Below are 24,588 nucleotides of genomic sequence, written 5' to 3'. Positions count from 1 at the left end.
AATAAATTATAATAGGAGCAGAAGATAAATTTTTAAATAGTACAATCACTTCTTTAAAATATTTTCTTTTTTTTCAAAAAAGGATGTAACAAAGATGCTGCAATAACTGTCTTATTGGTGAAATATCACTTTGAATGAAAAAAATTATATCTTCAGCGGTTTTACTAATAGGAACTTTAAGTTTTGCACAAGTAAAAACTGACACGATCAAGCAGAAGGAAAACCAGATTGAAGGTGTGACTTTAACGGCTAGAAAACCGACAGTAGAGTCTAAAGTGGACCGGACGGTATTTAATGTAGCCAACAGTGCTATTCTTGCCGGGAATACGACTTGGGATGTTCTTAGAATGACTCCTCTGGTAAGTATTGATAATAATGATGCGATAAAAGCTGAAGGAGAATCGGTGACGGTTTACATCAATGATAGAAAATCGGTATTTACCGGTAAGGAATTAAAGGAGTACCTGAAAACCATTCCTGCCGACAACCTGATGAAAATTGAGGTAATCACAAGTCCCTCATCACGCTATGAAACAGCAGGATCAGTGATTAATATTGTCCTGAAAAAGAGGGACGACGAAGGAATGAAAGGCAGCGTAACTTTTAACAACAGGCAGAATACGAAGAATTCACAGTATACGAATCTTAACCTGAATTATCATAAGAAAAATTTCACACAAACCCTGGTCGGAAGTTACAGCGACAATACATGGGCACAGAAAAGCTTTTATATCAATTCATTATACAAAGATAATGACGTGACCCAAACCAAGAATGATAATATAAGCAGAAATCTAAGCCCTTCTTTTTCTTCTACTTCCGAATATGAACTGAATGATAAAAACAACATAGGACTTATTCTGGAATATTACCAAAGTAAAAGTACCACAACGTCTGATTCTGATTTCCTCAGATCGAAGAATGATGTGCTTTTCGATTCTTATCACCAGGACCAGGATGCCACAGGACATTACCGTACGTTGGGAACCAATGTATTTTATAAGTATTATGATAAGGAAAAAAACAGGATATTGGATGTGAATTTAGGTACCAATTACAATTCTCAGGAAAATATCAATGAATTTTTAAAGACATCCAACATTTCTCCGGACTTAAGACTGCTTGGCGTGAATTCTCACGAACAGACCCGTAACTATTATATAAAAGTAGATTATACCCAACCGCTTGGAAAAGGCGGAAATTTTGAAGTGGGTGGGAAAATGGATTTCAATAATAATGTGATTCCTAATAATCTGTCAGGAAATAATGCTGATAACCTCCGTACGAATGATGTTTTCCATTACGAGGATAATATCAATTCATTGTATGTGAACTACAGTAAAACATTTTTTGAGAAGCTGGAAACAAGAGTTGGAGTCCGTTATGAACATATTGATTTTAAAATGAGGCAGGATGTAGCGGGTACGGAAAGAAAGGATTCTTACAGTACACTGCTTCCTAATTTGTTGGTAAAATATTCTTTTTCGGATAAATATGATCTGAGTTTGACCTACAACCGTAACCTTTGGCGTCCGTGGTATTCGGAATTCAATCCTTTTCTGGTGCCCACGAATGATGGAACGTATTCACGCGGAAATATGGATCTGGAGCCGAATCCAAGCCACAGGCTTTATATGAAGTTCGGAATTCTGAAAAAGTATTTTATTTCAGCGAGATATATGTATACGGACAAGGATTACTGGACTTCTTTTGCAGAGGAAGACGGCAGAAATGTTACTTTACCTGCTAACTTAAACGGGAAAGTACAGAAGTATTATCTTTTTGCCAATACAAACCAGACTTTTCTCAAAAATAAATTGAATGTGAATGTTGGAGCCGGATGGTACTATATTGATAATAGTGATTTTAATGCAGTAAACAAACTAGAAGGTAAAGATTACATCAGCTATATGGGTGCTTCAGCCAATCTTTCCTATACCAATCTTTTTAACAAAAATATTAATCTGAGTGCGTGGGTGGAACTTTCTAACCAAAATAATGGAAATTCCTATGCAAATAAAACGAATGTTTTCCACAATATCTCCGCAACCAAAATATTCCCTAAAACACAGATGGAAGTAAGCCTTCAGCTGATGAATATTTTCAGCAGACCTACTTTTGACAATACCACCTTCAGCCAGGGAGGAACGATCAGAAGTTCTACGAGATCGGATTGGTACGGATTTTCACTTTCTTTCGTGAAGCGTTTTGGAAACCAGAAAGTAAAAGACAACACAAAAACTGATGTAGAAAAGAATAGCGGTGGAGGAAAATAGTAATTATTTTTTTGGTTAATATATGATTATGAATTACTTATGTAAATATTTCAGAATCCATTTATAATTTTTTATTAACTTCACTCAACCAACCAAAACAATATTCATTATGAAAGATTTAAAGAAAATCGGAAGACACCATTTAAAGGAAGTTTACGGAGCTGGGCCCATTCCGGCTTATCCATGCAATTGTTTCTGTTACATTAACAGTACCAAAATATGGAATGCATGTAATCAGTATTGCCCGGGTGGCGAAGTGATTCCGGGTGTTGAAATCGGCAATGATCCAAAATGTGATTATACACTGCCTTTATAAGAATGCCTTAAAAATGAAAAGCCACTTACATGACTGTGAGTGGCTTTTATATTGATATTAATCTTAATTTTAGTTCAGAATTTCATTCATCTGAGTCAAAATAATTGGTTTTCCGTCTGTTACTACAATGGTATGTTCGTGTTGTGCCATATAACCGCCTTTGTTTCCAACCATCGTCCAGCCATCATTTAATTCCACTGCAATATCTGATGTTGTGGAAATGAATGTTTCAATGGCCACTACAGAATTTTTTTTGAAGCGTCTGGAATCATAACGGTTTCTGTAATTCATTAATTCATCCGGCTGCTCATGCAGGCTTCTACCAATCCCGTGACCGGCAAGGTTTTTAATGACTTTAAAGCCTCTTTTTTTAGCTTCGGTTTCCATAAGAAATCCGATATCGGCTATTTTAACGCCTCCTTTTATATTGTTGATGGCTTTTTGTAAAATATCTTTGGAAGCATCTACCAATTTCTGATGCTGGTTGATATCTTTTCCGATAATAAAGGAACCTCCGTTATCTGCCCAGAATCCATTAAGCTCTGCAGAAACATCGATATTGATAAGATCGCCTTCTTTTAAAATCCTTTTTTCTGTAGGAATACCGTGACAGAATTCATTATCCACACTTATACAGGTCCACCCCGGAAAACCATAGGTAAGATGAGGCGCAGATTTGGCCCCGAAGTCTGATAATATTTTAGCCCCATATTCATCAAGATCTTTTGTTGTCATGCCGGCCTGAGCATAATTAATCATCTCCTTTAAGGTATACGCAACAGCTTCACTTGCTTTTTGCATTCCTGCTAATTCCTGTTCATTTGTTATTGACATCTTATTTTTGTTTGATGGTAATCGTAAAACATTTTCAGTGATAATCACCCTGAGAGCTACAAAGTTAATAATTTTAATTACTTGTATCTGAGTTTATTTTATAGTAGTAATATTACCATTATCCCTAATTCCTGGGCCTTAACATAAATTTATATGGCTGCCGTCGACATCTCCACCGGATAAATCTATTTTTGATTTACGTTTTTTCAAAATAGAAACAATCCAAATTTATTGTCCCATTTTATATAAGCTTTATAACAACATTTAGAGTCTGCTTAAGTTTAAATTCGCTCAATATATTTCTAAAAATTTACTATATATTTATGTAAAATTTACACATGTTAGAAAATTTCGAATTCTATCTTTTTTTGGTTCTGCTCATCACCCTACTTATTATGCTGGCTAAGAAAATTCAGGTTGCCTATCCTGTTTTGCTTGTGTTGGCGGGTCTTTTAATAAGTTTTATTCCAGGCGTACCACCCATAAAAATAGAACCAGAATTAATATTTATCATTTTTCTACCACCCTTATTGTATGAAGCAGCCTGGTCAACCTCATGGAAAGAACTTTGGCGGTGGCGCAGGATAATCTTCAGTTTTGCTTTCGTCGTTGTATTTTTCACCGCATTATCGGTTGCCGTTTTCGCTAATTATTTTATCCCGGGGTTTTCTTTAGCGCTAGGTTTTTTATTGGGTGGAATTGTTTCTCCACCCGATGCGGTAAGTGCCGGAGCGATTCTGAAATTTGTAAAAGTACCCAAAAGACTGGCTTCCATTCTTGAAGGCGAAAGTTTGCTGAATGATGCTTCTTCCTTAATTATTTTCCGGTTTGCGATGATTGCTGCAGCAACCGGACAGTTTGTATGGCACGAAGCAGCCGGAAGTTTTGTATGGATGTGCATTGGTGGCGTAGGAATCGGACTTCTAATCGCGTATATTTTTCTGAAAATGCACAAGATTTTACCTACCGATTCAAACACAGACATTTTACTCACTTTTATTGCGCCCTTTTCGATGTATCTGGCAGCAGAGCAGCTTCATGCTTCCGGAGTTTTGGCAGTGGTAAGTGGCGGCTTATTTCTTTCTTATCGTAGCCACGATTTTTTGAGCAGCGCCTCCAGAATACGTACGGTAACAGTTTGGGAGAGTTTTTGTTTTTTACTCAATGGGATTGTTTTCATGCTCATTGGCTTAGATCTTCCCGAGATTGTTTCCGGTTTAGGTGACACCGATATTTATACAGCAATAGGTTATGGAGTTGCAGTTACTGCAGTTTTAGTGATTGTAAGAATTTTCGCAGGCTATGCAGCGGTGGTTACGACCTTAATTATGAGAAATTTCATCACCGTTGCAGATGCACAATCTCCTGGATGGAAAACGCCCATGATTATTGGCTGGACCGGAATGAGAGGTGTAGTCTCCTTAGCTGCAGCACTTTCTATTCCCCTGACTTTAGACGACGGAACTCCTTTCCCACAAAGAAATCTGGTTCTTTTTATCACATTTATCGTGATTCTTTTAACATTGCTTGTCCAAGGGCTTACGCTTCCTTTTTTATTAAAAAAATTCCCACCCATAGACCGTGATTTTGTGAGAAGCGAAAAGGAAATTGATTATGACATTCAGAACAGTCTTGCTCAAGTGGCAGTTGATAAAATTCGTAGCGATTATGCTCACAAAATAGAAAGCTTTCCTGCATTGAAAGATCAATTAGAGAAATACGAGAAACAATTGAGCAGTTCAGAGATCATTATTAATTACACGGAATACCGGAATATTTATATTGACATTCTCGAAACTCAAAGAATATGGCTTATTAATAAAAACCGCGAAGAACTTTTACTAGATGAAGAGATCATCAGAAAACACCTTCGTTTACTTGATCTTCAGGAGGAAAGACTGAATATGAAAAGTTAAAATATTACTTGATAGAAAATAAAAAACCGCAATACTTTATTGGAGTATTACGGTTTTTTGTGGTCCCACCTGGGCTCGAACCAGGGACCACCTGATTATGAGTAAGGGGTCTTCTTAAATCTGTCATATAAAGCTTGCTTCATAATTTCTCAAATGATCTTTGTGAATTGTAAATACAGTACCTGCCAACCTTTTTGAAGCATCTTGTATAACTGTCAATATTTTGAATTACCTATTTTCAATTTCTTTTATTCAACTTCCAAGATATCATTTTAAAACTTTAAATTCCATTTTGAATATTAAAATATAGCGTTGATTTTCAACGCTATATTTTATTGGTAACATGGTTGGTAGATAGCCAACATTGGAAAGTAAATTAATTATACAAAGCAAGAACTTTTTTAAGATACTCCTCAACAATATTCTTATTGTCTACAAATGTATAGGGTATATTTGAGCTACTTGATGGATCGTAAAGCGATATATTTGAAGACTCAACCGTAAACAAACACATCGGTTTTTTAACAATTAATTTCTGTTTTAAAAATAAAGACATCATCTGTGTGTTCTTATCAATATACAATGAATCTACCTGTACTGAATCTTGATCCATAAAAAATGCATTTTGTATTTCATAGTTATAGCGGATCGAATAATTGCCTATATGAGTAGGATGGTATTTGCCTTTCTCTTTTTTGAACCAACGTAAAAATATATTAAGATCACGCTCCCCAACAACATAGGTCATTAGTATGGTATCATTTTTCATTGCAGTCATCCCAAATGGCCAACTTGGGGCAATAGTAGCTTCTTCTTTAAGCCTTCCCTTTGTGTCAAAAAGCTGAATTGAAGGAGCTCCTTCATCAGTAGTAAATCTAAGACGTACTATATCTGTTTTACCAGCACTTATTTGATAAGAAAAACCAGTGCCTTCAAATTTATCGAAATCAGGATGTCCACATGCTATAATAGATAGCAATAATGGTAAAAGCAGACAGATATTTTTTATTTTTTTGTCTCCCCATATTATTTTGCTTTTTTTAATTATTCCTTGAGCTGTCGTTACATTTTCATAACCTAAACGCTGAAATAGATTGGAGTTAAAATGTTCTCCATATGCTGGAAAGCCTGCTTTTTGGGCTTCACTTTTCCAGTGTGAATTGTTAAATATAAGCCCTAGTTTACTATTCCCCGATATATTAAACCCTCCTGCATTCAGCATGAAATCCATTTTATCTTGTCCTGTTATTGCAGCTGCCCTACCTGCTGCAAAATTTCCAACATCTCTGGCTGAAACGTATACTCCTTCTGCTATTTGTGAACCAGCGTATAAACCGCCTCCATTTTGCGTCTTATAATCATATTTATCGCCTCCGCCACCATTAACAGCATAATTCATCCTTGCTACAAACCCTCCATTGGCTTCAGTATCTTTAGAGATTGCATCACTAAAATTATTAAGCCAATCTCTTGCTTGGAAAGACCCAAAATTTATTTTACCTGCTGGTTGAGTTTCTCCCTTTTTATCAAACTTTGTAAATGAGTTCCAAACAAGTGTTCTTCCCATTCTTTCTCCACCTCCCGAAGTATTTTCTTTAGAATAATTTTGATTAAGCTCCTGTTGGGTTTCTTTAGCATTACCATCATGACGGTAAACACCTAAATCACCATCATTATAAACCGCAACAACATTTCCAAATTTATCTGTATGCGTGCTTTCTGTACCACGACCATCAGGATCAATAAAATTAATTGGATTGTTCATTACATAATTATATGGTGACCATCTACGATATTGTTCTGCTAGAGGATCGATAACACCCCATCTCCCAATATCCGACATATACATCCTCGCTCCATAATCATACATTCCTGTTTCCTGCAATTCTTTTCCATTATACTTGTAGTTTTTATAAGTTCCCTGCCCAAAATAAGCATTCCCAGTTTTCAGATGATTCATTCCAAATGGATAGTAATCATTGTTATCAACTAATTCAAGAACTCCTGCGCTATTTTTGGTAAAAGTTAACCTTGTATTTCCTAAATGGTATTTTGAATTGTAAACCACCGAAGATTGCAGTGGTTTATTTTTTTAGCTCAAATTTTCATAGATTTTGCTTAGCGAGGACATTAGCCACATATTTAGCTTGATGTATCTGTTAGCATATAAAGTAGAATCATTGTAATTATCATTAATAGTGAAAATAAGATTGCAGTAATAAAAAAAAGATATTTAAAGACTTGGACTTAAATAATTTAAACTTAGATTTTATTATCAAAATCATTGATACTAAATTTAATACTATACAAATTGAGAATATCGTTTTCACTGCCATATTATATTCATAAGTAATAAAGAAAACAGCAGTTACCACAAGCGACAATATTTGTGAAAAATAAACTAACTTTTTGGGAAATAACTTTTTGGACATCTTTTATTATTTGATCGTTAACATTTTTATTATTGTCAATTGTTGTATGTGTAGTATTAGGAACCAGAGTGTTGTTAATCAGTGTATCATTATTTCCTTTTACCTTTTCTATTTTTGTACCACCAACTGAAAATATATTGTCTTGATAATAATTATCAGCTGAATTAACATTTTTAGATAGTTGATTATCAGCTTTTCCAAGAGGTTCTGAGATATCTATTGTTATAGTTTTATCTACTTTTATATTTTGATTATCATTGACAACGTTAACAATGTTATCAGCTCCTAAACTATGCCCTGCCAAAATCAACTTTCCATCAGGACTTGTTTCTCTAAAATCTTTAATAGATGTTGAAATATCATTAGGTGTTCTAGAATTCATTGATCCATCAAAAACTGCAACTTGAGTATCACTACGGCTACCAAATGCTTTTTGTAACGCTCCAACAAAACTAGTTTTATCATAATATTTTGTTTGTGTTTTTCCAGGATCTGGATTTCCTCCTTGCCATCCTTTAACTGTAATTATCAGATTTTTTGTTCCATCATTTATTTTTACAGCTTCAAGTCCCTCCAATTCTTTTGCATCAATAACTCTGTTTTCAGAGAAATTATAATGCGATTGGTAAGCATATTTTTCTGATAGAGGATCTATATTGAAGAACCTTCCAACATCTGGCATATAGTTTCTCCATTTGAAGCTATAAAATCCAATTTCTTGTAATTCCTGTCCTTGATACTTGTAATTTTATAAGCATTCCATAGTTGGAAAAAATTCTGAAAATGTAACACTCCATTTATTATCAAAATTTCCATTTATAATAATATAATCAATTCCCTTTTTCAGCTTAAAATCCATCTCATCTTTTTTCTTAGATGTAATTTTAATCTTTCCATCTCTTTTAGGAACTCTGATTTGTGTATATCCACAGGTATAGTTTTCAAAATTATAACTTTTACCATTGATAGTAATAACATCATCAATAAAAGCCGCATTATTAAAAGATAATAAGACTTCGTCATCTTTTCTAAGAAACTCTTTTGGAATATTCTCCAAATAAGATTTATAAGCGGCACTATCTGTTACTGTTGCTTTCGTTTTATCTTGATAATAAAAATCAATATTATTTTGTGCGGAGCAACTATTGTTGGTCAGTAAAACCATTATTAAAAAAAATACTGTTTTCATTATTTTTTATTTTGAGGTAATCTAAATGAGTTAGCTTTAACAGTTTCTTCCATTTTCTGTATCTGATTTTTATTAAATTCTGTACCTAATCCTTTCATTGAAGAAGTCGGGTTTTCATATGAATTCATCCTATTGTTAATATTGGCAGGAGTATTTTCAACCCCTGAGTTTGGCTCCCATATGTGATCTGAACCAAACGTATGACCAATTTCGTGTGTAATTGTATCCGTATTTCCATCCTTTGCCTTCACAGTTGCAGTAATAGGATCTCCAAGGGGTGCGTCTCCGAGAACAGTTCCTGTCCTAGTAGTACCATTATCATTTACTATTGTTACAGATTCTCCTGGATATGTCATATCAATTTTATATGTAGCACTATTGTCTTGAATAATTGTAAGATTAATTCCATCTTTTTTAAAATTATTTTCTACAGTTGAAAGTTTTTGTTCTACTTGTTCATTGGTAAAAGATCCTTGTACAACATTTGCAGTTAATTGAATTTTTGCAGGGGTGTTTACAGGATAACCAGATACATCATTAGACACAGGTGTATTCCTTGTCGATTTATTAATTACCTCAGCTTCTAATCCTTCAAGTTCTCTTGCATCAATAACTCTATTTTCAGAAAAAGCATAAGTACTATTATGAGTATATTTTTCAGCCAAAGGGTCTATGTTAAAAAACCTCCCAACATCCGGCATATAGTTTCGCCACTTAAATGAATAGAAACCAGTCTCTTGCAACTCTTGTTCCTGAAACTTGTAATTTCTATAACTACCTGCCCCAAAATAAGCATTCCCTGTCTTCAGGTGATTCATTCCAAATGGATAGTAGTCATTGGCATCTGTTATTTCAACACCTCCAGTAGTGTTATTCCTTGTATAACTTACCCTTACATTTCCTAAGTGATCTTTATATTGGTAAATATATTGATTTTTCTGATAATCATAAAATCCTTCAGAAGTTGAGAAAAATTGTAAATCAGAGCTTTTAAGAATGATTCCTCCGCCTCCAATTGGAGGATCAATAGTTGGGTCGATAGGCTGTATCAAGGAAAATGCCTGAGGTTCCATGGCTCTTGCTGTCATCATTTCAATTTCTCCACCAGGATCTCCACCTGAGGTAATAATTTCTTTTTTGTAATACTGAAAACCATCCAGATAATCCGTCTTTTCTGTAGTGGTCGTAACGGTATTATATCCTGCAACACTGTTTACAGCGGTTTTTTCCAGCTTTGTACCATCTGCACTATACATATTACTTATAACTTTACCAGCAGTACCAAAATCTATAGTCATTTCATGAGGAAGATTTAAATGGTTGTATCTAATCTCTGAGATCTGCTTATCCTGCATGGAGGTCATATTTCCATTGGCATCATATTCAATAGGATAACCTGCGGTGCCTTCATAGCCCGTTTTGTTATTACTGTTATCCTTGATCTTTATCGCTTGATTTCCCACATAGGTATAAGCCAGTTTGTCAATTACAGTAGCAGTAGTATTATTATTTTCAATGACAGAAGTTCTGTAAAGATTGGTAATGTTCCCATTTACATCATAATCCAATGATTCTGTATTTTCTTTGCTTCCTGGATTACTCGGGTTCTGATAATATCCTGCCGTCAATCTGTTTAGATTATCATAGGCATAACCATACCTTTTGGGATCTATGGGTGGGTTGGCTCCCAGAGATTCAACAGCTCTCCAATCTACTTCTGCAATATTTCCATTGTATTTTGGTTTTACGTCTTTTCCTGCAAATAAAATAGGATCAGGATTCGTGAGACCATTCTTTTGATTGTACTTGATTTTATATGAAAATAATTTCCCTCCCAAATTGGGAACAGTCATCTGATCTTTATTAACATCTGTCATCCAACCTCTGATGTTGTAAGCATAATCAATACTTTGAAGATTGTTTCCTACCTCCTTATTGACCAGTTGAGAGAGTTCATTATAGCTGTTTTTAGTCAGTAGTATTTCTGGATTGCTGTCTACCTGATGGTAATGCTCCTTCAGCCTGTTTCCATTATCATATACGAAACGTTCTTTTACCGTAATTCCTGTTTCACCTGCTTTTCGTAAATGTGAGGTTATGTTTTGTAAAGAAAGGCCTGCAAAGTCCAATTGGGTTTCTGACCTGGTGTATCCTCCCAAATGATTAATGGAATGAGTACCAATCACCCTTCCTTTTTTGTCATAATAGGTATAATTCCTTGTCCAGTTGTCATTTTCAATGTTTTTAACCAAACTCATTACAGGAAGGCTTTTTGTGCTTCTTCCATCAGTGGAGGGGTTATCACTCAAAGGAACTTCACCCCCTATGAGTGTGGTGGGAAAAGAAGGATTGAAGCTGTAATTTGGATAAGTGTCGTAATAATTGACACTCAACATAGATTGGATATCTGAAGGGAAGTAATTATTGGTATAATAAATCGCCATTCCACTTTTAGCGAAACCCGTTGCATGCCTAGATTCGGTAATGACCAGGTCTTTAATTAAATCTTGTAAATCTGCTCTTTCACCTCCTGTAATAGTTCCCGTAAGAATTACTCTTCCGAACTGATCATACTTAGTCAAGAGCCATTTATTCTGTGGATCCATTACAGCATCCTGGGTAAGGATCAGCCTGTCGGCTTTGTCATACACCATATATTCCCAGCCTTTGCCTGGAAGCTTCTTTTCTACTAAACGGCCTCTGCCATCATAGCGGTACTGGTAACATAAGTCGTTCAATACTGTGTCTGTAATAGGCCCCTGTAATGCTTTGGGAGGAATAACAAATGCGAGCTGGTTATACTCATTATAGACATAATAAGTATCTATATTCCCTCCATCATTAATCTTTCTTATCAGAATAACCTGCCCTTGCCCATTTTTGAATTCTATAGTGATATTACCATCTTCATCAGTTACTGTATTCTTGTATAATTGGTTTGGCGGAAAATATTCCAGAACTAAAGCAGATGATGTGGCATTATTTACCCAGGAGGTATTGGTTGTAAATTTATAGACTTCATATTGGGCATTGGTATCGTACTGAAAGGTTACGGGCTTATTTGCCCAGGCTGTTCCAACTTGAATCTGCTGCTGGATCCTGTCCAATGGAGAGTTTTCCAAAACCTTTTCCGCATAGATTTTTTCTCCCCCATAAATAGCTGGTGCATTACCTAGTGGTGTAGGAAAAATAGCTCCATTTTGTGTTGAAGATTGTGGGATAGGTAAAAAATCTTTAGTTTGTCTTCCGAATCCGTCATATTCGATATGATTTACAACATCTCTTCCTAATGGTGATGCTTTTACACCTACAATTTGTTTAGGTCTTCCTAAGCCATCAAAATACTGAACGGTTTCTGAGATCTTGGTAGGTGTTGTCCCATTGTAGTCCAAATAGGTTTTAGACTGGATATAGTTTTCTTCCTGGGTAAGCTGGGCATATGCTGAATGGGTGATCAGCAGAAGACCAATAGGAATGATTATTTTTTTCATGTTTGTGTTTAGTTTTTATAGTTGTATTTATATTCTTTAACTATTTTGTATACAGGATTTCCTGCAGCATCTTTACTCAGCTGTTTCACTTCCTTTAATCGATTAGCTGTGTCATAAACATACATTTCCCTGATGCCGGAAGGCGGGGTAATGCTTCTAACTCCGATTAATGGGTCGTAAGTATAGGTACTGATCTGATAGTTTGATAATGCAGAGTTATTTCTGAAAATATCCAAAGCTGAAATTAAAGACTGCTCTGAGGTATCAGTACCCAGCTGGGCATCATTAGTAGATGCGTTAACGATACTGTCTATCAACGTTTGTGAGATATCTGATAATTTTGCTCCTTCTATTTTAGCAATAGGCTGGGACTGATTGTAACCCCAAATAACTGTTGTTGAAATACCATCTTTTGTGGTGTATTGCTGAAGGTTACCTTTGGAATCATATTTGTCGTAAGTAACTTCGGTAGAAAGCATATTATTTTGAATATCATAGGAAAGTACAGACAATGGAAGGACCAGAGAGGAACTGTTGTTGGTAATTTCCGCAACCGTTTTTGGATAAATAGTCTCAGTTCTTGACAGTGTTTTTGTACTGGTTCCAAGTGTTTGGGTTGTAGAGGTTTCTAAAGGAATTTCTACCAAATTTTTACTGATCATCAATTGATTACTTTTTTCAGATGCATACGCGTAACTTATCTCGCTTAAAGAGTTATCTGGAAAAGTTGTTTTTTTATTGGATAGCTGGTAATGAGGGTTAGAATAAATATTATCTACAGATGTAATAAGTGTCTTATTTTCAAATAACTCCGTTACCTTTTTTTTGCTTTCAAAACTAAAGTCAGAGAATAATGGATAATACTCAAATTTATAATCAGTCTTGTAAATATAGTCATCTGGATTTGTAGCTCCAAATGTTGACAATAAAACTCTGTCTCTAGGCTCAATCCTTACTCCAAAATTTTCATTTAAGAACAAATTCCTTCGGTCATAAATAATAGTATCCTTTTGAATTAATATATAACTGCCATTATCATTTTGTTTGTAAGATAAAGCCTTTTTAAGATTTCCAAGTTTCCATCCCATATATGGTGTTCTTGTTCTATGTTCTATAGTAGCAATATCAATAGCTTCCAAAGGAACATTATTCTCAAAAAAATACTCTTTCTTTATTTTTTTATTGTTCTGCTGATCAACAGATGTCTCGGTAACCTGTCCATAAATTATATTACTGCTAGATGAGTTCCTAAACGGATAATCAATTACTCCATAAAACTTATTTATTCCTTCATAGAAGTTTTCTGTAACTAATAATGGATAGCCATATAATATCCCTGTAGAATACACTTTTTCACCAACCGTTTCATTGTAAGAATATTCAGTTTGTAAAAGTTCTACATTATTTTCTTTCTGGACAATAGATTTTATTCTTAATCCTCCTGCGTTTTGTATATTTTCAGGATTAGTGTTTGGTTGTTGATCATTCCTTATTGGACCTAGAAAAGACATCATTAACGTAAAGCCCCCTGCGCTATCAAACAGACCTCCTTCATTTACAGTAAGTACATCTCGATGAGCAGTCAAAAGATATTCTCCTTTAGGAAAAACAGCTGTTTTATCAATGGTATGGCTCATTAAAGTAAAGATTTGCCAATTTCCATTTACTTTTCTATATATGATAATATTATAAGAATTATTGGTTCCATGATTTTCATCAAAAACCTGCTCAATCTGCGTATTTAAATCGACAGAGGTGTCTTCTTCAAACTCCCAGTTCATCTCATAATTCATTTCTGGAGGAAGCTGTTCTCCTGTATTAGGATCTGCTGCTTGTTCGCTGGCGAAAAACACATATTTCGTCTCCATTGAAAATAAATTTCCGATCACAACTTCATTAATATCGTTAATTGCCTGGTAGGTGTGATTTTCATAATCAAATTCTGTAGAGCCCCCTGTAGGGTAGATAATTTTCTTCAGCATACCAATTTTTGAATAGTCCTCTCTTACGGCTCTGTTTGCTGTACCTGCCAATTTTACACTATTCGCATACTTAAAATTGATATTAGGAATAAGTTCAGTATTTTCAGTGTGACCATTGTAATAACCAAAGAAATCCTGTGCAAAACTAAGGCGACTTGGCAATTGTCCTGGAAAATATTCAAAATTATGTTTACTGATTAACTGGTTGTTTTTATCATATTCAGATACCCCGTTTAATTTTAATCTCGGAATAGCTCTATCAAAGTTGGGTGTGAAAATATAATTATTACTTCTTGAAAAATCATTCAGGGGAGTTGGGAATTCCGCATTGAAATATCCCTGATTAAGTTGATAAGTCTTTACTAAATTATTATTATCTTTAATTTTAATTTTATCTAATGAATAAGAATTAAAATCTTTTCTAGCTATTGTAGATTTAATAAATTCTATCTCTGTATTTTCATATACAATTCTTTTTATAATCTTATCTAATGTTGCTGGTGCACTGTAAACGTTATATACTTTTCCATCTTTAGTTTTAGCAATTTCGGATGATATTGGATATTTATTACCTATTACAACAGGATTTCCACTTGACCAGGAAACCACATCATATTTTCCATTAAAAAAATCAAAATTATTGACAAAATATTTATATTGAGAAGTTAGGTAAACATCCTGTTTCGTTAAATCTGGAGCTGAAATAGAATTGTCATCATAATAAAATCTCACTGTCTTATTATCATTTGTAGTAATTTTCACCAATAACCATGTATTAAATTGTGGATCTGTACCACTTGAAAATGCACTATCATTACTAATACTTGTACTTGAAACCTCTTCAATAACCTCAAATCTACTGTCATTATCATCTGATTTTCCAAAAAAATAAGTATTTCCAGACCCATCAATAATTTTGAAGTCAACTATATTCCCATAATTGTTCAGAGTTGGAATGATCTTAATATTATTTAAAGGTGTTGACACAAACTTATTTGATGAGAAATCATAGAAGAATTTAAAATTCATATTGAATAATGAAACATTAAATTCATCTGGTTCCAAATCAACATTTTCAGCATTTTGGTCTAGCCAAACATCAGTATTTACACCCGTTGAATTGTTCATTAAACTATTTTTGGCGGACGCAATAGACTGAAGGTAAAATGGTGAATCATTATAATTATCTCTTTTGCCTCTAGTGCTTCTGGTGACCGTTCCTATTGGTGACAAATTCCATCCTTGTCCCACGGAACTAGCTACTTCGCTTACTTTTATTCCTTGTGTATTATACTGTAAGTTAATAGGAATTGATATATTACTATTAATAGGTAAAGTATAAATAGGGACTGAAACATTTACCGAACCACTAGATAATGATATTGGTTTATCAATATATTTTCCTAGCGAACTTATATCAGGCGTTTTTGGTGTAAATCCTAAATAAGAATCTTTCATTTGATTTTGCGAGTATAGCCAATTACATAATAGCAAAAGACATATGATAATATTTTTTTTCATTTCAGATTATTTTTTAATCAACTTTGCGCTTGCTGTTTTGTTTATATCCGTTTTTATCGTAATTAGATAAGCTCCCTGAATCAAATTCTGGGTATTAATTTTCGTCACTTTATTCTTAGTCTTGAGACTCTGAAGCTGTCTTCCTCCCATATCATAAAGGATAATGTCTGCTTCTTTAAAATCAAACCCTATTTCTACATAAGCATAATCTGAGACCGGATTCGGATAGATTTTAATGTTTTGTTTCTCAATCAGCTGATCAAGCTGTTTATCTCCCAGCTTTACAATCTTCCAGTTCTCTTTGCCAAGTTCTTCGGCACTGGTTCCTGCCAGAATAATAGAACCATCCCTGTTCAGCTTGATATCTGAAAGCCTTTCCTCTCTCTTTCTGGATTCTCCTTTTACGTGTTTTCTCCATTGCTCATTGCCATTCTGATCCAGATACAGCATCCAGAAAGTTTCATCGTCTGTTTCTATACGACCTTCTGCTTGAGTATAACCACCTAACAAAATTCCTTTGGTCACGTCTTGGTTCTTGGATCTTGAATCCTGGCTCTGAATAACACTCGCTCCCATCAGAATGTCACGGTTTCCAAAATTGTAAGACTTCTGCCAGATTTCATCACCTCTTTCGTTCAATGAAATGAGCCACAAATCGGTTCCTTCTTCAATACCAACGGTTTTATTTCCTGATCTTTCTGAACGGCTTTCACCACCAATAACATAGCCAGTCGAAGTCAGTACTAATGTTCTCAAATGATCATCTTGTTTACCACCAAAATTCTTTTCCCATTCAACTTTTCCATCTTTGTTAAGTTTAATGATCCAGTAATCCCCTTCGCCAAAGTTTTCAGTTTTCTTTGAACCTCCCAAGTTGCTTCTGGAATAGATCCCTAACAATGCACCACCGTCTTTAGTAGGAATCATCGTCTCTACTTCATCTAATCCTTTTCCGCCTAAGATTAACTGAGAGAGTTCTTTTCCGTCTTTGTCAAGTTTTATAATCAAAACATCTTTTGAGCCGTAACCTTTATCCGAATTTTGAACATTTCCAGCTACAAAGAATCCCAGGTCTGTAGTTTGAATTACTGATCTTGCTTCTTCATCGGATGTTGATCCTAAAGTTTTTTGCCAAAGCTGGTCTCCGAATTCGTTTAATCTGATCAACCAAAAATCAGATCCACCTTTGGATTCTTCTTTTTTATCTAATGATTTACCAGAATAAGAAGTACCTACTACGGCAAATCCACCATCTTGTGTCCCAACAGTTGCAGATAAAAAATCATGGTTATTTCCAACAAAGAATTTTTCCCATACTTCCTGACCCTGTTGGTTCAGTTTGACCAAGTGCATGTCGTAGCCGTTGTTTTGTTTGTTTCCCGTAGAGAGTTTAGAAGCTTGAATACTACTTCCTGTAATAAGATACTGCTGATCAATGGTTGTGGTCACATGGCTTAAAAAATCCTGTGTACTGGATTTAATATCCTTTTGCCAAACCACATCCTGAGCATAGCTCAAGATTGTGCACATTGTAAATGCACTCATGTAGAGTTTTTTCATATTTGTGTTGTTTTTACGAATTTAATGTAATTTTCAATACATGTTGAATTATTTTTACTTTTTTTGTCATTATATATGTTTGGTTTATTGTTATAGCAAATCTACCACTGCAAAGCGACAAAACGTGTCGTGTTATAATAATGTTTGATTATTTTGAAAGTAATGGACATTATTTCCGCAGTTAAATAAAGATTATTTGTTTACTTGTGTTTACTCTTAAACTTGACCTATACCTTGACCCCATTACAAAACAAAAGCACCTACATTTCTGTAAGTGCTTGAATTTAAAAGTGGTCCCACCTGGGCTCGAACCAGGGACCACCTGATTATGAGTCAGGTGCTCTAACCAACTGAGCTATAGGACCTCAAAACTTGGTTAAATTTTGTGATTGCAAAAATAGCAAAATTTCTTTCACTACAAAACTTTTTATTGCTTTTCTTGACAAAGTTCTACCAGTACCCCATTTGTAGATTTTGGATGCAGGAAGACAACTAATTTGTTATCAGCACCTTCTTTCGGTTCTTCTGAGATAAACTGAAATCCTTCTTTTTTTAATCTTTCGATCTCTTCAAGGATATTTTCTACGCCAAATGCCAGATGATGGATGCCTTCACCCTTTTTATCGATAAATTTTGAGATGGGACTTTCGGGATTACTGGCTTCTAACAGCTCAATTTTGCTTTCTCCTGTTTGATAAAAAGAGGTCACAACCCCTTCCCTTTCCACACTTTCTTTTTTATAAGATTCTTCACCTAATAATTTAGTGAAAAGTTCATCAGAAATTCCTAAAGATTTTACGGCGATACCGATATGTTCTAGCTTCATATATACTAATAGAATATAATTAAATCGTAAATTTGATACCGGAGCTAATTTCGAAGGTATCAATTCAAACAAAAGTACTAAATTTGCACAACTTATGGAAAGTAACAGACAAAGAAAAGTAGCACAGATCATTCAGGAAGACTTCGCAGAGCTTTTCCGCAAACAGGCTTCAGAAAGCAAGCAAAGTGTATTAGTATCCGTTTCAGATGTAAAAATTTCTGCAGACCTTGGTATTGCTAAAATTTATTTAAGCATTTTCCCACAGGAATTTCGTACTGCAGTGATGAAAGAAATTGAAGAAAATAAAGCACAGTACAGAAATTTTATCGGCCAGAAAATGGCAAAACAGGTACGTATCATTCCTCAATTAAACTTTTACTTAGACACTGCTCTTGATGATGTTGAAAAACTGGAAAGAGAGCTAAGAGGCGAAGGTGACAATCCGGTTTTATAGATCTTGAAGAATATTGCATTTTACATAGCATCCAGATACCTTTTGGCTAAAAAAGGCAGTACCGCTGTTACGTTTATTACGTGGCTTTCGGTAGGTGCCATGATGGTTGCTGTGACTGCAATGTTCGTCATCATTTCAGTATTCTCCGGACTTGAGACCCTTAATAAGGATCTTATTTCCAATCTTCATGCAGATCTTACAATCAAAAGCACTTCAGGAAAAACAATTAAAGACCTCGATAAAGTTACTTCTGTTTTAAAAAACAACAAGGCGATCACCAGCTTTTCCCGTGTGATTGAGGAAAAATTATATGTCAATTATAAGGGCAAAGGTGATATTGCTTATTTAAGAGGCGTAGATTCTGCTTATATTAAGGTCAACCCTATTAATAAGGATGTATTCTACGGAACTTATCCAAGTTTCAAATATTCCAATGAGGTATTGATGGAAACCAATCTGCACAACAGGCTGTCCATTCCTATAGATTCCAGCAGCAGCTATGCTACGATGTTCATGCCAAAACCAGGAATAGGCATCATTAATAAAGAAGAAGATATTTATAATAAAAAAGATTTTTTGGTGACTGGAGTATTTCCCGGAAAAGAACAGTTAGACAGTTATATCATTGCTCCTATCGAACTTACAGAAGAATTGTTGAGCCTTCCAAAGAAATCAGCATATCAGATCGTAATCAAATTAAAAAATCCGGAAAATGCTGATGCTGTAAAACAGAATCTTTTGACTTCCCTGGGTAAAAATATTGAAATAAAAACCAAGGAAGAAGAAAATGCAGCTTTCTGGAAGATGATCAATACCGAAAAGATGTTTATTTATCTGATTTTTGCATTGGTAATCTTCATCACAACCTTTAACCTTGCCGGAGCTATTATTATTCTCCAGATAGACAAGAAAGAACAGGCAAAATCTCTTATTTCACTTGGATTCCCTCTGCGCCATCTGAGAATGACTTATTTTTATACCGGGATCCTTATTGTAATTTCAGGGGTTATCTCAGGATTAATATTGGGAACTGTACTTTGCTATTTCCAGCTTTATACAGAATTCTTCAGAGCTAATGAAATCCTGCCTTTCCCTGTGAAAATTGTAGGAAAAAACTACCTTATTGTAGCGCTTACCGCTTCAGTTTTCGGAATTGCCATTTCGTGGTTTTTCTCAAAAATCAGCAAAGACTATATTACCAAAAATTAATATAGCATATCTAAAATAAATCAGCTTCATTTTCAATTTTTTGTACCTTTACGGCCCAATTTTTTTGAAATGAAACAAATTTTATCCTTTTTTCTGCTGAGTTTTGCAATTTTCGCATCAGCACAGGCTCCTGCCGGATATTACACTCCAGCTGCAGGTTTAACGGGTGCTCCGCTTAAGACTGCACTTAAAACCATAATTACTCAAGGACACATTGACAATGGCTATGGTGGCCTTTGGACAGGGTACGCAACGACAGACCGCGATTATTTTTACGAAAATGACGGTAAAATCCTGGACATCTATTCTGAAAATCCCAACGGACCAGATCCATATACTTTTATATTAACAACCAACCAATGTGGCACATACTCTAATGAAGGAGATTGCTACAACAGAGAACATATCGTACCTCAAAGTTTATTCAATCAAGCTCACCCAATGGTGGCAGATATTCATTTTATCCGTCCTACAGATGGAAAAGTGAATGGTATGAGATCAAATTATCCTTTTGGAAAAGTAGGAGTTCCTTCTTATACTTCTGCGAACCAGTCTAAACTTGGAAATTCTGTGTCTGCAGGGTATTCGGGAACTGTATTTGAGCCGATTGACGCATTTAAAGGTGATGTAGCCAGAATGATTTTTTATTTCGTAACAAGATATGAAGCTGAACTTCCGGGATTCAGTTCTGGAAATATGCTTGGAGGGTCTACTTTCCCAGGTCTTCAGCCATGGGAACTTAACCAGCTTTTGGCATGGCATATGACAGACCCGGTATCTGCTGAAGAAATAGCTAGAAACAATGCCTCTTACACCTACCAGGGAAACAGAAATCCATTTATTGATAATCCAGCTTATGCAAACCAGATCTGGGGGACACCGGTTTTAGATACAGAAGCTCCAACAGCTGCAACTAACCTAATCACTCAGAACCCTACTTCTAATACAATATCTCTTAGCTGGACTGCTGCTACAGATAATATTGGTATTGCAGGCTATGATGTATATGTTAACGGAGTATTGAAAACTACGGTTGCAGGAACTACAGCAACTATTCCAGGACTATCTCCGTCTACAACCTATACTTTCTATGTGATTGCTAAAGATGCGTCAGGAAACGCTTCTCCTCCAAGTAACAATGCAAATGGAACTACATTGGCAGGACAGCCTGGAAACACCAGCTGTGGAACAGAAAATTTCACTAATATTCCTACATCCACTACTCCGGCTTATGCTACCAGAACATGGACAAATAATGGCATAACATGGATTGCAACAGATGCAAGAATAGACGAGACCATTAACGGAAAAGCAATTACAATCAGAAACGGAAACTTAACAAGTTCATCAATTTCAGGAGGAATTCAGAATTTAACCTTGACTACTCAGCTGAAATATTCAGGAACTGCCGGAAATCTTACGGTTCAGATCAACGATGTTACCGTAGGAACCATTCCTTTCAGTACAACACAGACCACTACCACCATTGAAAATATTAATGTCAGCGGAAACGTGGTGATTAAAATCATCAACCCATTACCACAAACTGGGAACAGAGTGGCATTAGATGACCTTACATGGACATGCTCCGGTTCATTAGGAACTTGGGAGGTAAAAAAAGACAAATCTGAATTCTCCGTTTATCCTAACCCGGTAAAAAATAATGAATTATTTGTAAAAGGTGAAAATTTAAGCAAAGTCTCAAAAGCTGAGATCTATGATCTTTCCGGTAAATTGATTGAAACTATTGCCAATCCTTTTAAAAATTCTAATAAAATCAACCTTAAAGGTCTTACTAAAGGAAATTATATCTTAAAGACTGACCGTTTCTCTACAAAATTCATTGTAGAATAAGTCATTAAAAATATTTGTTAACAAAGACCGATTTATTCGGTCTTTTTTTTATTTTTGACAGTATGGATTCCAATAAAAAATTAGGATTGATAGGCAAGAATATTTCCTATTCCTTTTCCAAAAAATTCTTTGAAGACAAGTTTCAGAAGCTCATGCTTAAAGACTTCACCTATACCATTTTTGACCTCAATGAAATTAATGAAGTAGAAAATCTCCTGGCAGACCCGGAACTTTTAGGGTTCAATGTGACCATTCCTTATAAAGAAAAGATCATTGATTATCTTGATGACTTAAGTGATGAAGCTGAAAAAATTGGTGCCGTCAACTGTGTTCTGATTCAGGATGGTAAAAAGACGGGCTATAACACAGATGCTTTCGGTTTTGAAAAAACATTTTTACTCCATAAAAAAACGCATCAGGACAAAGCCCTGATCTTAGGAAACGGAGGTGCAGCAAAAGCAGTGAAATATATTATGGATAAACATGGAATTCCGTCCATTACAGTTTCCAGGAATTCAGAGATTAATTTTAATAATCTTGACAGTGAAACGGTTCGTGATCATAAGATCATCATCCAGTGTACTCCTGTAGGTACATTCCCGAATATAGAAGACTGCCTTGAATTTCCTTTTGATGGGATCACTGCAGAACACCTGATTATTGACCTGATCTACAACCCAAACTATACTCAGTTCATTATCAGGGCATCACAAAAAGGAGCCAAAACCGTGAACGGATATTACATGCTTGAACAGCAAGCAGAAAAAGCTTGGGAAATTTGGAATTTTCAAAAAAAATAACCTAAATTAGTACCTTAATTGGCTTTACAGCTATATACAAAAGGATTTTAACGCCACTCACATAAAAGATTTGCTATGACTACAGAAAACAATCTTTCTGAAAACGAAGAAAATAAAAATTCTAATGAAGTATCTCAGGAGGAAACATCAGAAACGCCCACAGTTCACGATGAAATGCCTCATGATCATGAAGTAGAACACCTGGAAGAGGAACATGCTGATGACATTTCGCTGGCTGATGCTTTGAAAGAAATGGAAAAAATCATCAACACGGCCAATGCTGGTGAAAATTTCAAAAGATTCAATCAGCTAAAAGAAAAAGCAAGTCACTACATTCATGATGAAGTGGAAGACAAAAAACATGAGTATACAGAAGGTGGAAATGCTCCTGAAAATTTCAGCTATGAGCATCCTTCACAGTCAAAGCTATCTGCTCTTATCAATATTTTCAGAGAAAAACATGATACTTACCAGAAGTCTCAGGATGAAGAACAGAAGAAAAATCTTGACCACCGTCAGAATATTATAGAAAGACTTAAAAACCTGTACACTAATTCTGAACCAGGAACTAATCTTTTCAAATCCATTCGTGAGATTAAGGAAGAATGGTCAAATGCCGGACAGGTTGCAAAATCTGAGTTCAAGATTCTAAATAATAATTATTTTCACCATTTGAACCAGTTTTATCAGATGCTGGATCTGAATAAGGAATTTCTGGAGCAGGAATTCAGCCACAATTTAGAAAAAAGACAACATATTATTGCCCGTGCCAAAGAACTGGAAAGCGAGCCTGTAATTCAGAAAGCTTTAAATGAGCTTCAGTATCTTCATAAACTTTGGAAAGAAGAAGCTGAGCCGGTAGCTGAAGAATTCCGTGAAAAAACGTGGGAAGAGTTCAAAGAAATCTCAAACAAAATTCACGAAAGAAAGTCTGAACTTTCGGCAGCTATTGAAGGAGAGCAAAACGACAATCTGGAAAAGAAAAACCAGATCATCGCTGAGATCAAAAAATTATCCGAGCCTTCAGAAACCCCTAATCATGGGTACTGGCAGAATTCCATCAAAAGAGTGGAAGATCTCCGCACTGAATTCCTAAAAACAGGAAGCGTTCCAAGAAAACTTTCCAACCAGAACTGGAATGATTTTAAAATAACGCTAAGGGCTTTCAATACAACTAAAAATAATTATTATAAATCTCTGAAAGGCTCTCAGCAGACCAATCTGGAAGAAAAATTAAAACTAATCCACACTGCTCAGGACAATATGAATAACGAGGAATGGGATATTACCGTTCCGTTATTCAAAAAGCTTCAGGAAGACTGGAAAAAGATCGGACATGTTCCCAAAAGCATGACCAATAAAATCTGGGATGAATTCCGTGATGCATGTAATACGTTCTTTAATAATTACAGAGAGAAAAACAATACTTCCAACGACAACTGGAAAGAAAATTACAAGCACAAAAAAGAAATTCTTGAAGATCTAAAAACCGTTTCTAATGATGAAGGAAGTGTAGAAAGAATTGAAGCCATAAAAACAGCCTGGAATAATATTGGAAAGGTACCGAGAGATAAAATTTCGATCAATACCGAATTCAACAGAACTCTTAGAGAAAAGCTTAAATTGAATAAAATCAATGAGCTGGAGCTTAAAGAAGAAGGACTAACTGAAAACCAGTTGACAGATAAAGCAAGAAAGATTAAGAGCCAAATCTCCGACCTTGAAGCAGAAATTGTAAAACTTGAAAATAACCTGGCATTCTTTAATAAGCCTTCAAGAGAAAACCCTCTTCTGCGAGACACTTTCAATATGATTGATGATAAAAAGGCTCATTTGGAAACCTTGAAACAAAATCTCCACAGTATCATCGCTGGAGAATAAGAAATATTAAAAATACAAACAGGCGGAGCAAAGAAATTTGGCTTCGC

General features: G+C 35.2%; 15 protein-coding genes, 1 tRNA gene and 1 pseudogene. 8 read left to right on the top strand and 9 right to left on the bottom strand.

What is annotated here, in order from left to right:
* Positions 1-134: 134 nt before the first annotated feature.
* Positions 135-2,276, top strand: a complete 2,142-nt coding sequence (locus QF044_RS00565; RefSeq protein WP_307262438.1) for an outer membrane beta-barrel protein — start codon at positions 135-137, stop codon at positions 2,274-2,276.
* Positions 2,277-2,385: 109 nt separating this feature from the next.
* Positions 2,386-2,592, top strand: coding sequence for a hypothetical protein (locus QF044_RS00560; RefSeq protein WP_307262435.1), 207 nt, complete (start codon positions 2,386-2,388; stop codon positions 2,590-2,592).
* 69 nt (positions 2,593-2,661) lie between these two features.
* Here the strand turns inward: QF044_RS00560 and map are convergent, their stop codons facing one another.
* A complete protein-coding gene (gene map, locus QF044_RS00555) occupies positions 2,662-3,426 on the bottom strand; it encodes a type I methionyl aminopeptidase (RefSeq protein ID WP_307262432.1) in 765 nt (254 codons plus the stop codon).
* Between the two features lie 338 nt (positions 3,427-3,764).
* On the opposite strand from map, the gene QF044_RS00550 reads away from it, so the two are divergent.
* On the top strand, positions 3,765-5,342 hold the full coding sequence (locus tag QF044_RS00550; RefSeq protein WP_307262429.1) for a Na+/H+ antiporter: 1,578 nt from the start codon (positions 3,765-3,767) through the stop codon (positions 5,340-5,342).
* 376 nt (positions 5,343-5,718) lie between these two features.
* Here QF044_RS00550 and QF044_RS00545 read toward each other — a convergent pair whose 3' ends face one another.
* The 8 genes and pseudogenes from QF044_RS00545 to mce all read right to left on the bottom strand — a co-directional run bounded on the left by QF044_RS00545 (position 5,719) and on the right by mce (position 18,343).
* Positions 5,719-7,410 (bottom strand): RHS repeat domain-containing protein, encoded by a 1,692-nt coding sequence (locus tag QF044_RS00545; RefSeq protein ID WP_307262427.1) that lies wholly within the window; start codon positions 7,408-7,410, stop codon positions 5,719-5,721.
* Positions 7,411-7,685: 275 nt separating this feature from the next.
* Positions 7,686-8,510: pseudogene (locus QF044_RS00540) on the bottom strand (hypothetical protein); the annotation flags it as partial.
* 12 nt (positions 8,511-8,522) lie between these two features.
* Positions 8,523-8,963, bottom strand: a complete 441-nt coding sequence (locus tag QF044_RS00535; protein WP_307262426.1) for a hypothetical protein — start codon at positions 8,961-8,963, stop codon at positions 8,523-8,525.
* The gene (locus QF044_RS00530) at positions 8,963-12,454 is read right to left on the bottom strand and encodes a DUF6443 domain-containing protein (protein ID WP_307262423.1); all 3,492 of its coding nucleotides are present in this window, start codon (positions 12,452-12,454) and stop codon (positions 8,963-8,965) included. Before QF044_RS00530 ends, QF044_RS00535 begins: the two co-directional genes overlap by 1 nt.
* Before the next feature lie 8 nt (positions 12,455-12,462).
* Positions 12,463-15,957, bottom strand: a complete 3,495-nt coding sequence (locus QF044_RS00525) for a hypothetical protein (RefSeq protein WP_307262420.1) — start codon at positions 15,955-15,957, stop codon at positions 12,463-12,465.
* A gap of 6 nt (positions 15,958-15,963) precedes the next feature.
* Positions 15,964-17,517, bottom strand: coding sequence for a T9SS type A sorting domain-containing protein (locus QF044_RS00520; protein ID WP_307262417.1), 1,554 nt, complete (start codon positions 17,515-17,517; stop codon positions 15,964-15,966).
* Positions 17,518-17,808: 291 nt separating this feature from the next.
* Positions 17,809-17,882 (bottom strand) — tRNA-Ile (locus QF044_RS00515).
* A 62-nt stretch (positions 17,883-17,944) separates the two neighbouring features.
* The gene (gene mce, locus QF044_RS00510; protein ID WP_307262413.1) at positions 17,945-18,343 is read right to left on the bottom strand and encodes a methylmalonyl-CoA epimerase; all 399 of its coding nucleotides are present in this window, start codon (positions 18,341-18,343) and stop codon (positions 17,945-17,947) included.
* A 94-nt stretch (positions 18,344-18,437) separates the two neighbouring features.
* On the opposite strand from mce, the gene rbfA reads away from it, so the two are divergent.
* The 5 genes from rbfA to QF044_RS00485 all read left to right on the top strand — a co-directional run bounded on the left by rbfA (position 18,438) and on the right by QF044_RS00485 (position 24,541).
* On the top strand, positions 18,438-18,797 hold the full coding sequence (rbfA, locus tag QF044_RS00505; RefSeq protein WP_307262409.1) for a 30S ribosome-binding factor RbfA: 360 nt from the start codon (positions 18,438-18,440) through the stop codon (positions 18,795-18,797).
* Positions 18,798-18,800: 3 nt separating this feature from the next.
* Positions 18,801-20,006 carry an ABC transporter permease gene (locus tag QF044_RS00500; protein WP_307262407.1) on the top strand — a complete coding sequence of 402 codons (1,206 nt, stop codon included), beginning with the start codon at positions 18,801-18,803 and terminating at the stop codon, positions 20,004-20,006.
* A gap of 69 nt (positions 20,007-20,075) precedes the next feature.
* The gene (locus tag QF044_RS00495; protein WP_307262405.1) at positions 20,076-21,860 is read left to right on the top strand and encodes an endonuclease; all 1,785 of its coding nucleotides are present in this window, start codon (positions 20,076-20,078) and stop codon (positions 21,858-21,860) included.
* Positions 21,861-21,922: 62 nt separating this feature from the next.
* Positions 21,923-22,660 (top strand): shikimate dehydrogenase, encoded by a 738-nt coding sequence (locus QF044_RS00490; RefSeq protein ID WP_307262403.1) that lies wholly within the window; start codon positions 21,923-21,925, stop codon positions 22,658-22,660.
* Between the two features lie 75 nt (positions 22,661-22,735).
* A complete protein-coding gene (locus tag QF044_RS00485) occupies positions 22,736-24,541 on the top strand; it encodes a DUF349 domain-containing protein (RefSeq protein ID WP_307262400.1) in 1,806 nt (601 codons plus the stop codon).
* Positions 24,542-24,588 lie beyond the last annotated feature (47 nt).

Origin of the sequence: Chryseobacterium sp. W4I1, from assembly GCF_030816115.1 — a bacterium.
In the GTDB taxonomy this organism is placed as follows: Bacteria; Bacteroidota; Bacteroidia; order Flavobacteriales; family Weeksellaceae; genus Chryseobacterium.
The sequence above is the reverse complement of the archived record's forward strand: the minus strand, read 5'-3'. Positions and strand labels throughout refer to the sequence as shown.

Bases quoted from the DNA above. Each gene is read 5' to 3' on its own strand.
- QF044_RS00520 (WP_307262417.1), bottom strand. From the start codon at position 17,517: ATGAAAAAACTCTACATGAGTGCATTTACAATGTGCACAATCTTGAGC.
- QF044_RS00495 (WP_307262405.1), top strand. From the start codon at position 20,076: ATGAAACAAATTTTATCCTTTTTTCTGCTGAGTTTTGCAATTTTCGCA.
- QF044_RS00525 (WP_307262420.1), bottom strand. From the start codon at position 15,957: ATGAAAAAAAATATTATCATATGTCTTTTGCTATTATGTAATTGGCTA.
- QF044_RS00560 (WP_307262435.1), top strand. From the start codon at position 2,386: ATGAAAGATTTAAAGAAAATCGGAAGACACCATTTAAAGGAAGTTTAC.
- QF044_RS00485 (WP_307262400.1), top strand. From the start codon at position 22,736: ATGACTACAGAAAACAATCTTTCTGAAAACGAAGAAAATAAAAATTCT.
- QF044_RS00490 (WP_307262403.1), top strand. From the start codon at position 21,923: ATGGATTCCAATAAAAAATTAGGATTGATAGGCAAGAATATTTCCTAT.
- QF044_RS00535 (WP_307262426.1), bottom strand. From the start codon at position 8,963: ATGAAAACAGTATTTTTTTTAATAATGGTTTTACTGACCAACAATAGT.
- rbfA (WP_307262409.1), top strand. From the start codon at position 18,438: ATGGAAAGTAACAGACAAAGAAAAGTAGCACAGATCATTCAGGAAGAC.
- mce (WP_307262413.1), bottom strand. From the start codon at position 18,343: ATGAAGCTAGAACATATCGGTATCGCCGTAAAATCTTTAGGAATTTCT.
- QF044_RS00530 (WP_307262423.1), bottom strand. From the start codon at position 12,454: ATGAAAAAAATAATCATTCCTATTGGTCTTCTGCTGATCACCCATTCA.
- QF044_RS00565 (WP_307262438.1), top strand. From the start codon at position 135: ATGAAAAAAATTATATCTTCAGCGGTTTTACTAATAGGAACTTTAAGT.
- QF044_RS00550 (WP_307262429.1), top strand. From the start codon at position 3,765: ATGTTAGAAAATTTCGAATTCTATCTTTTTTTGGTTCTGCTCATCACC.
- map (WP_307262432.1), bottom strand. From the start codon at position 3,426: ATGTCAATAACAAATGAACAGGAATTAGCAGGAATGCAAAAAGCAAGT.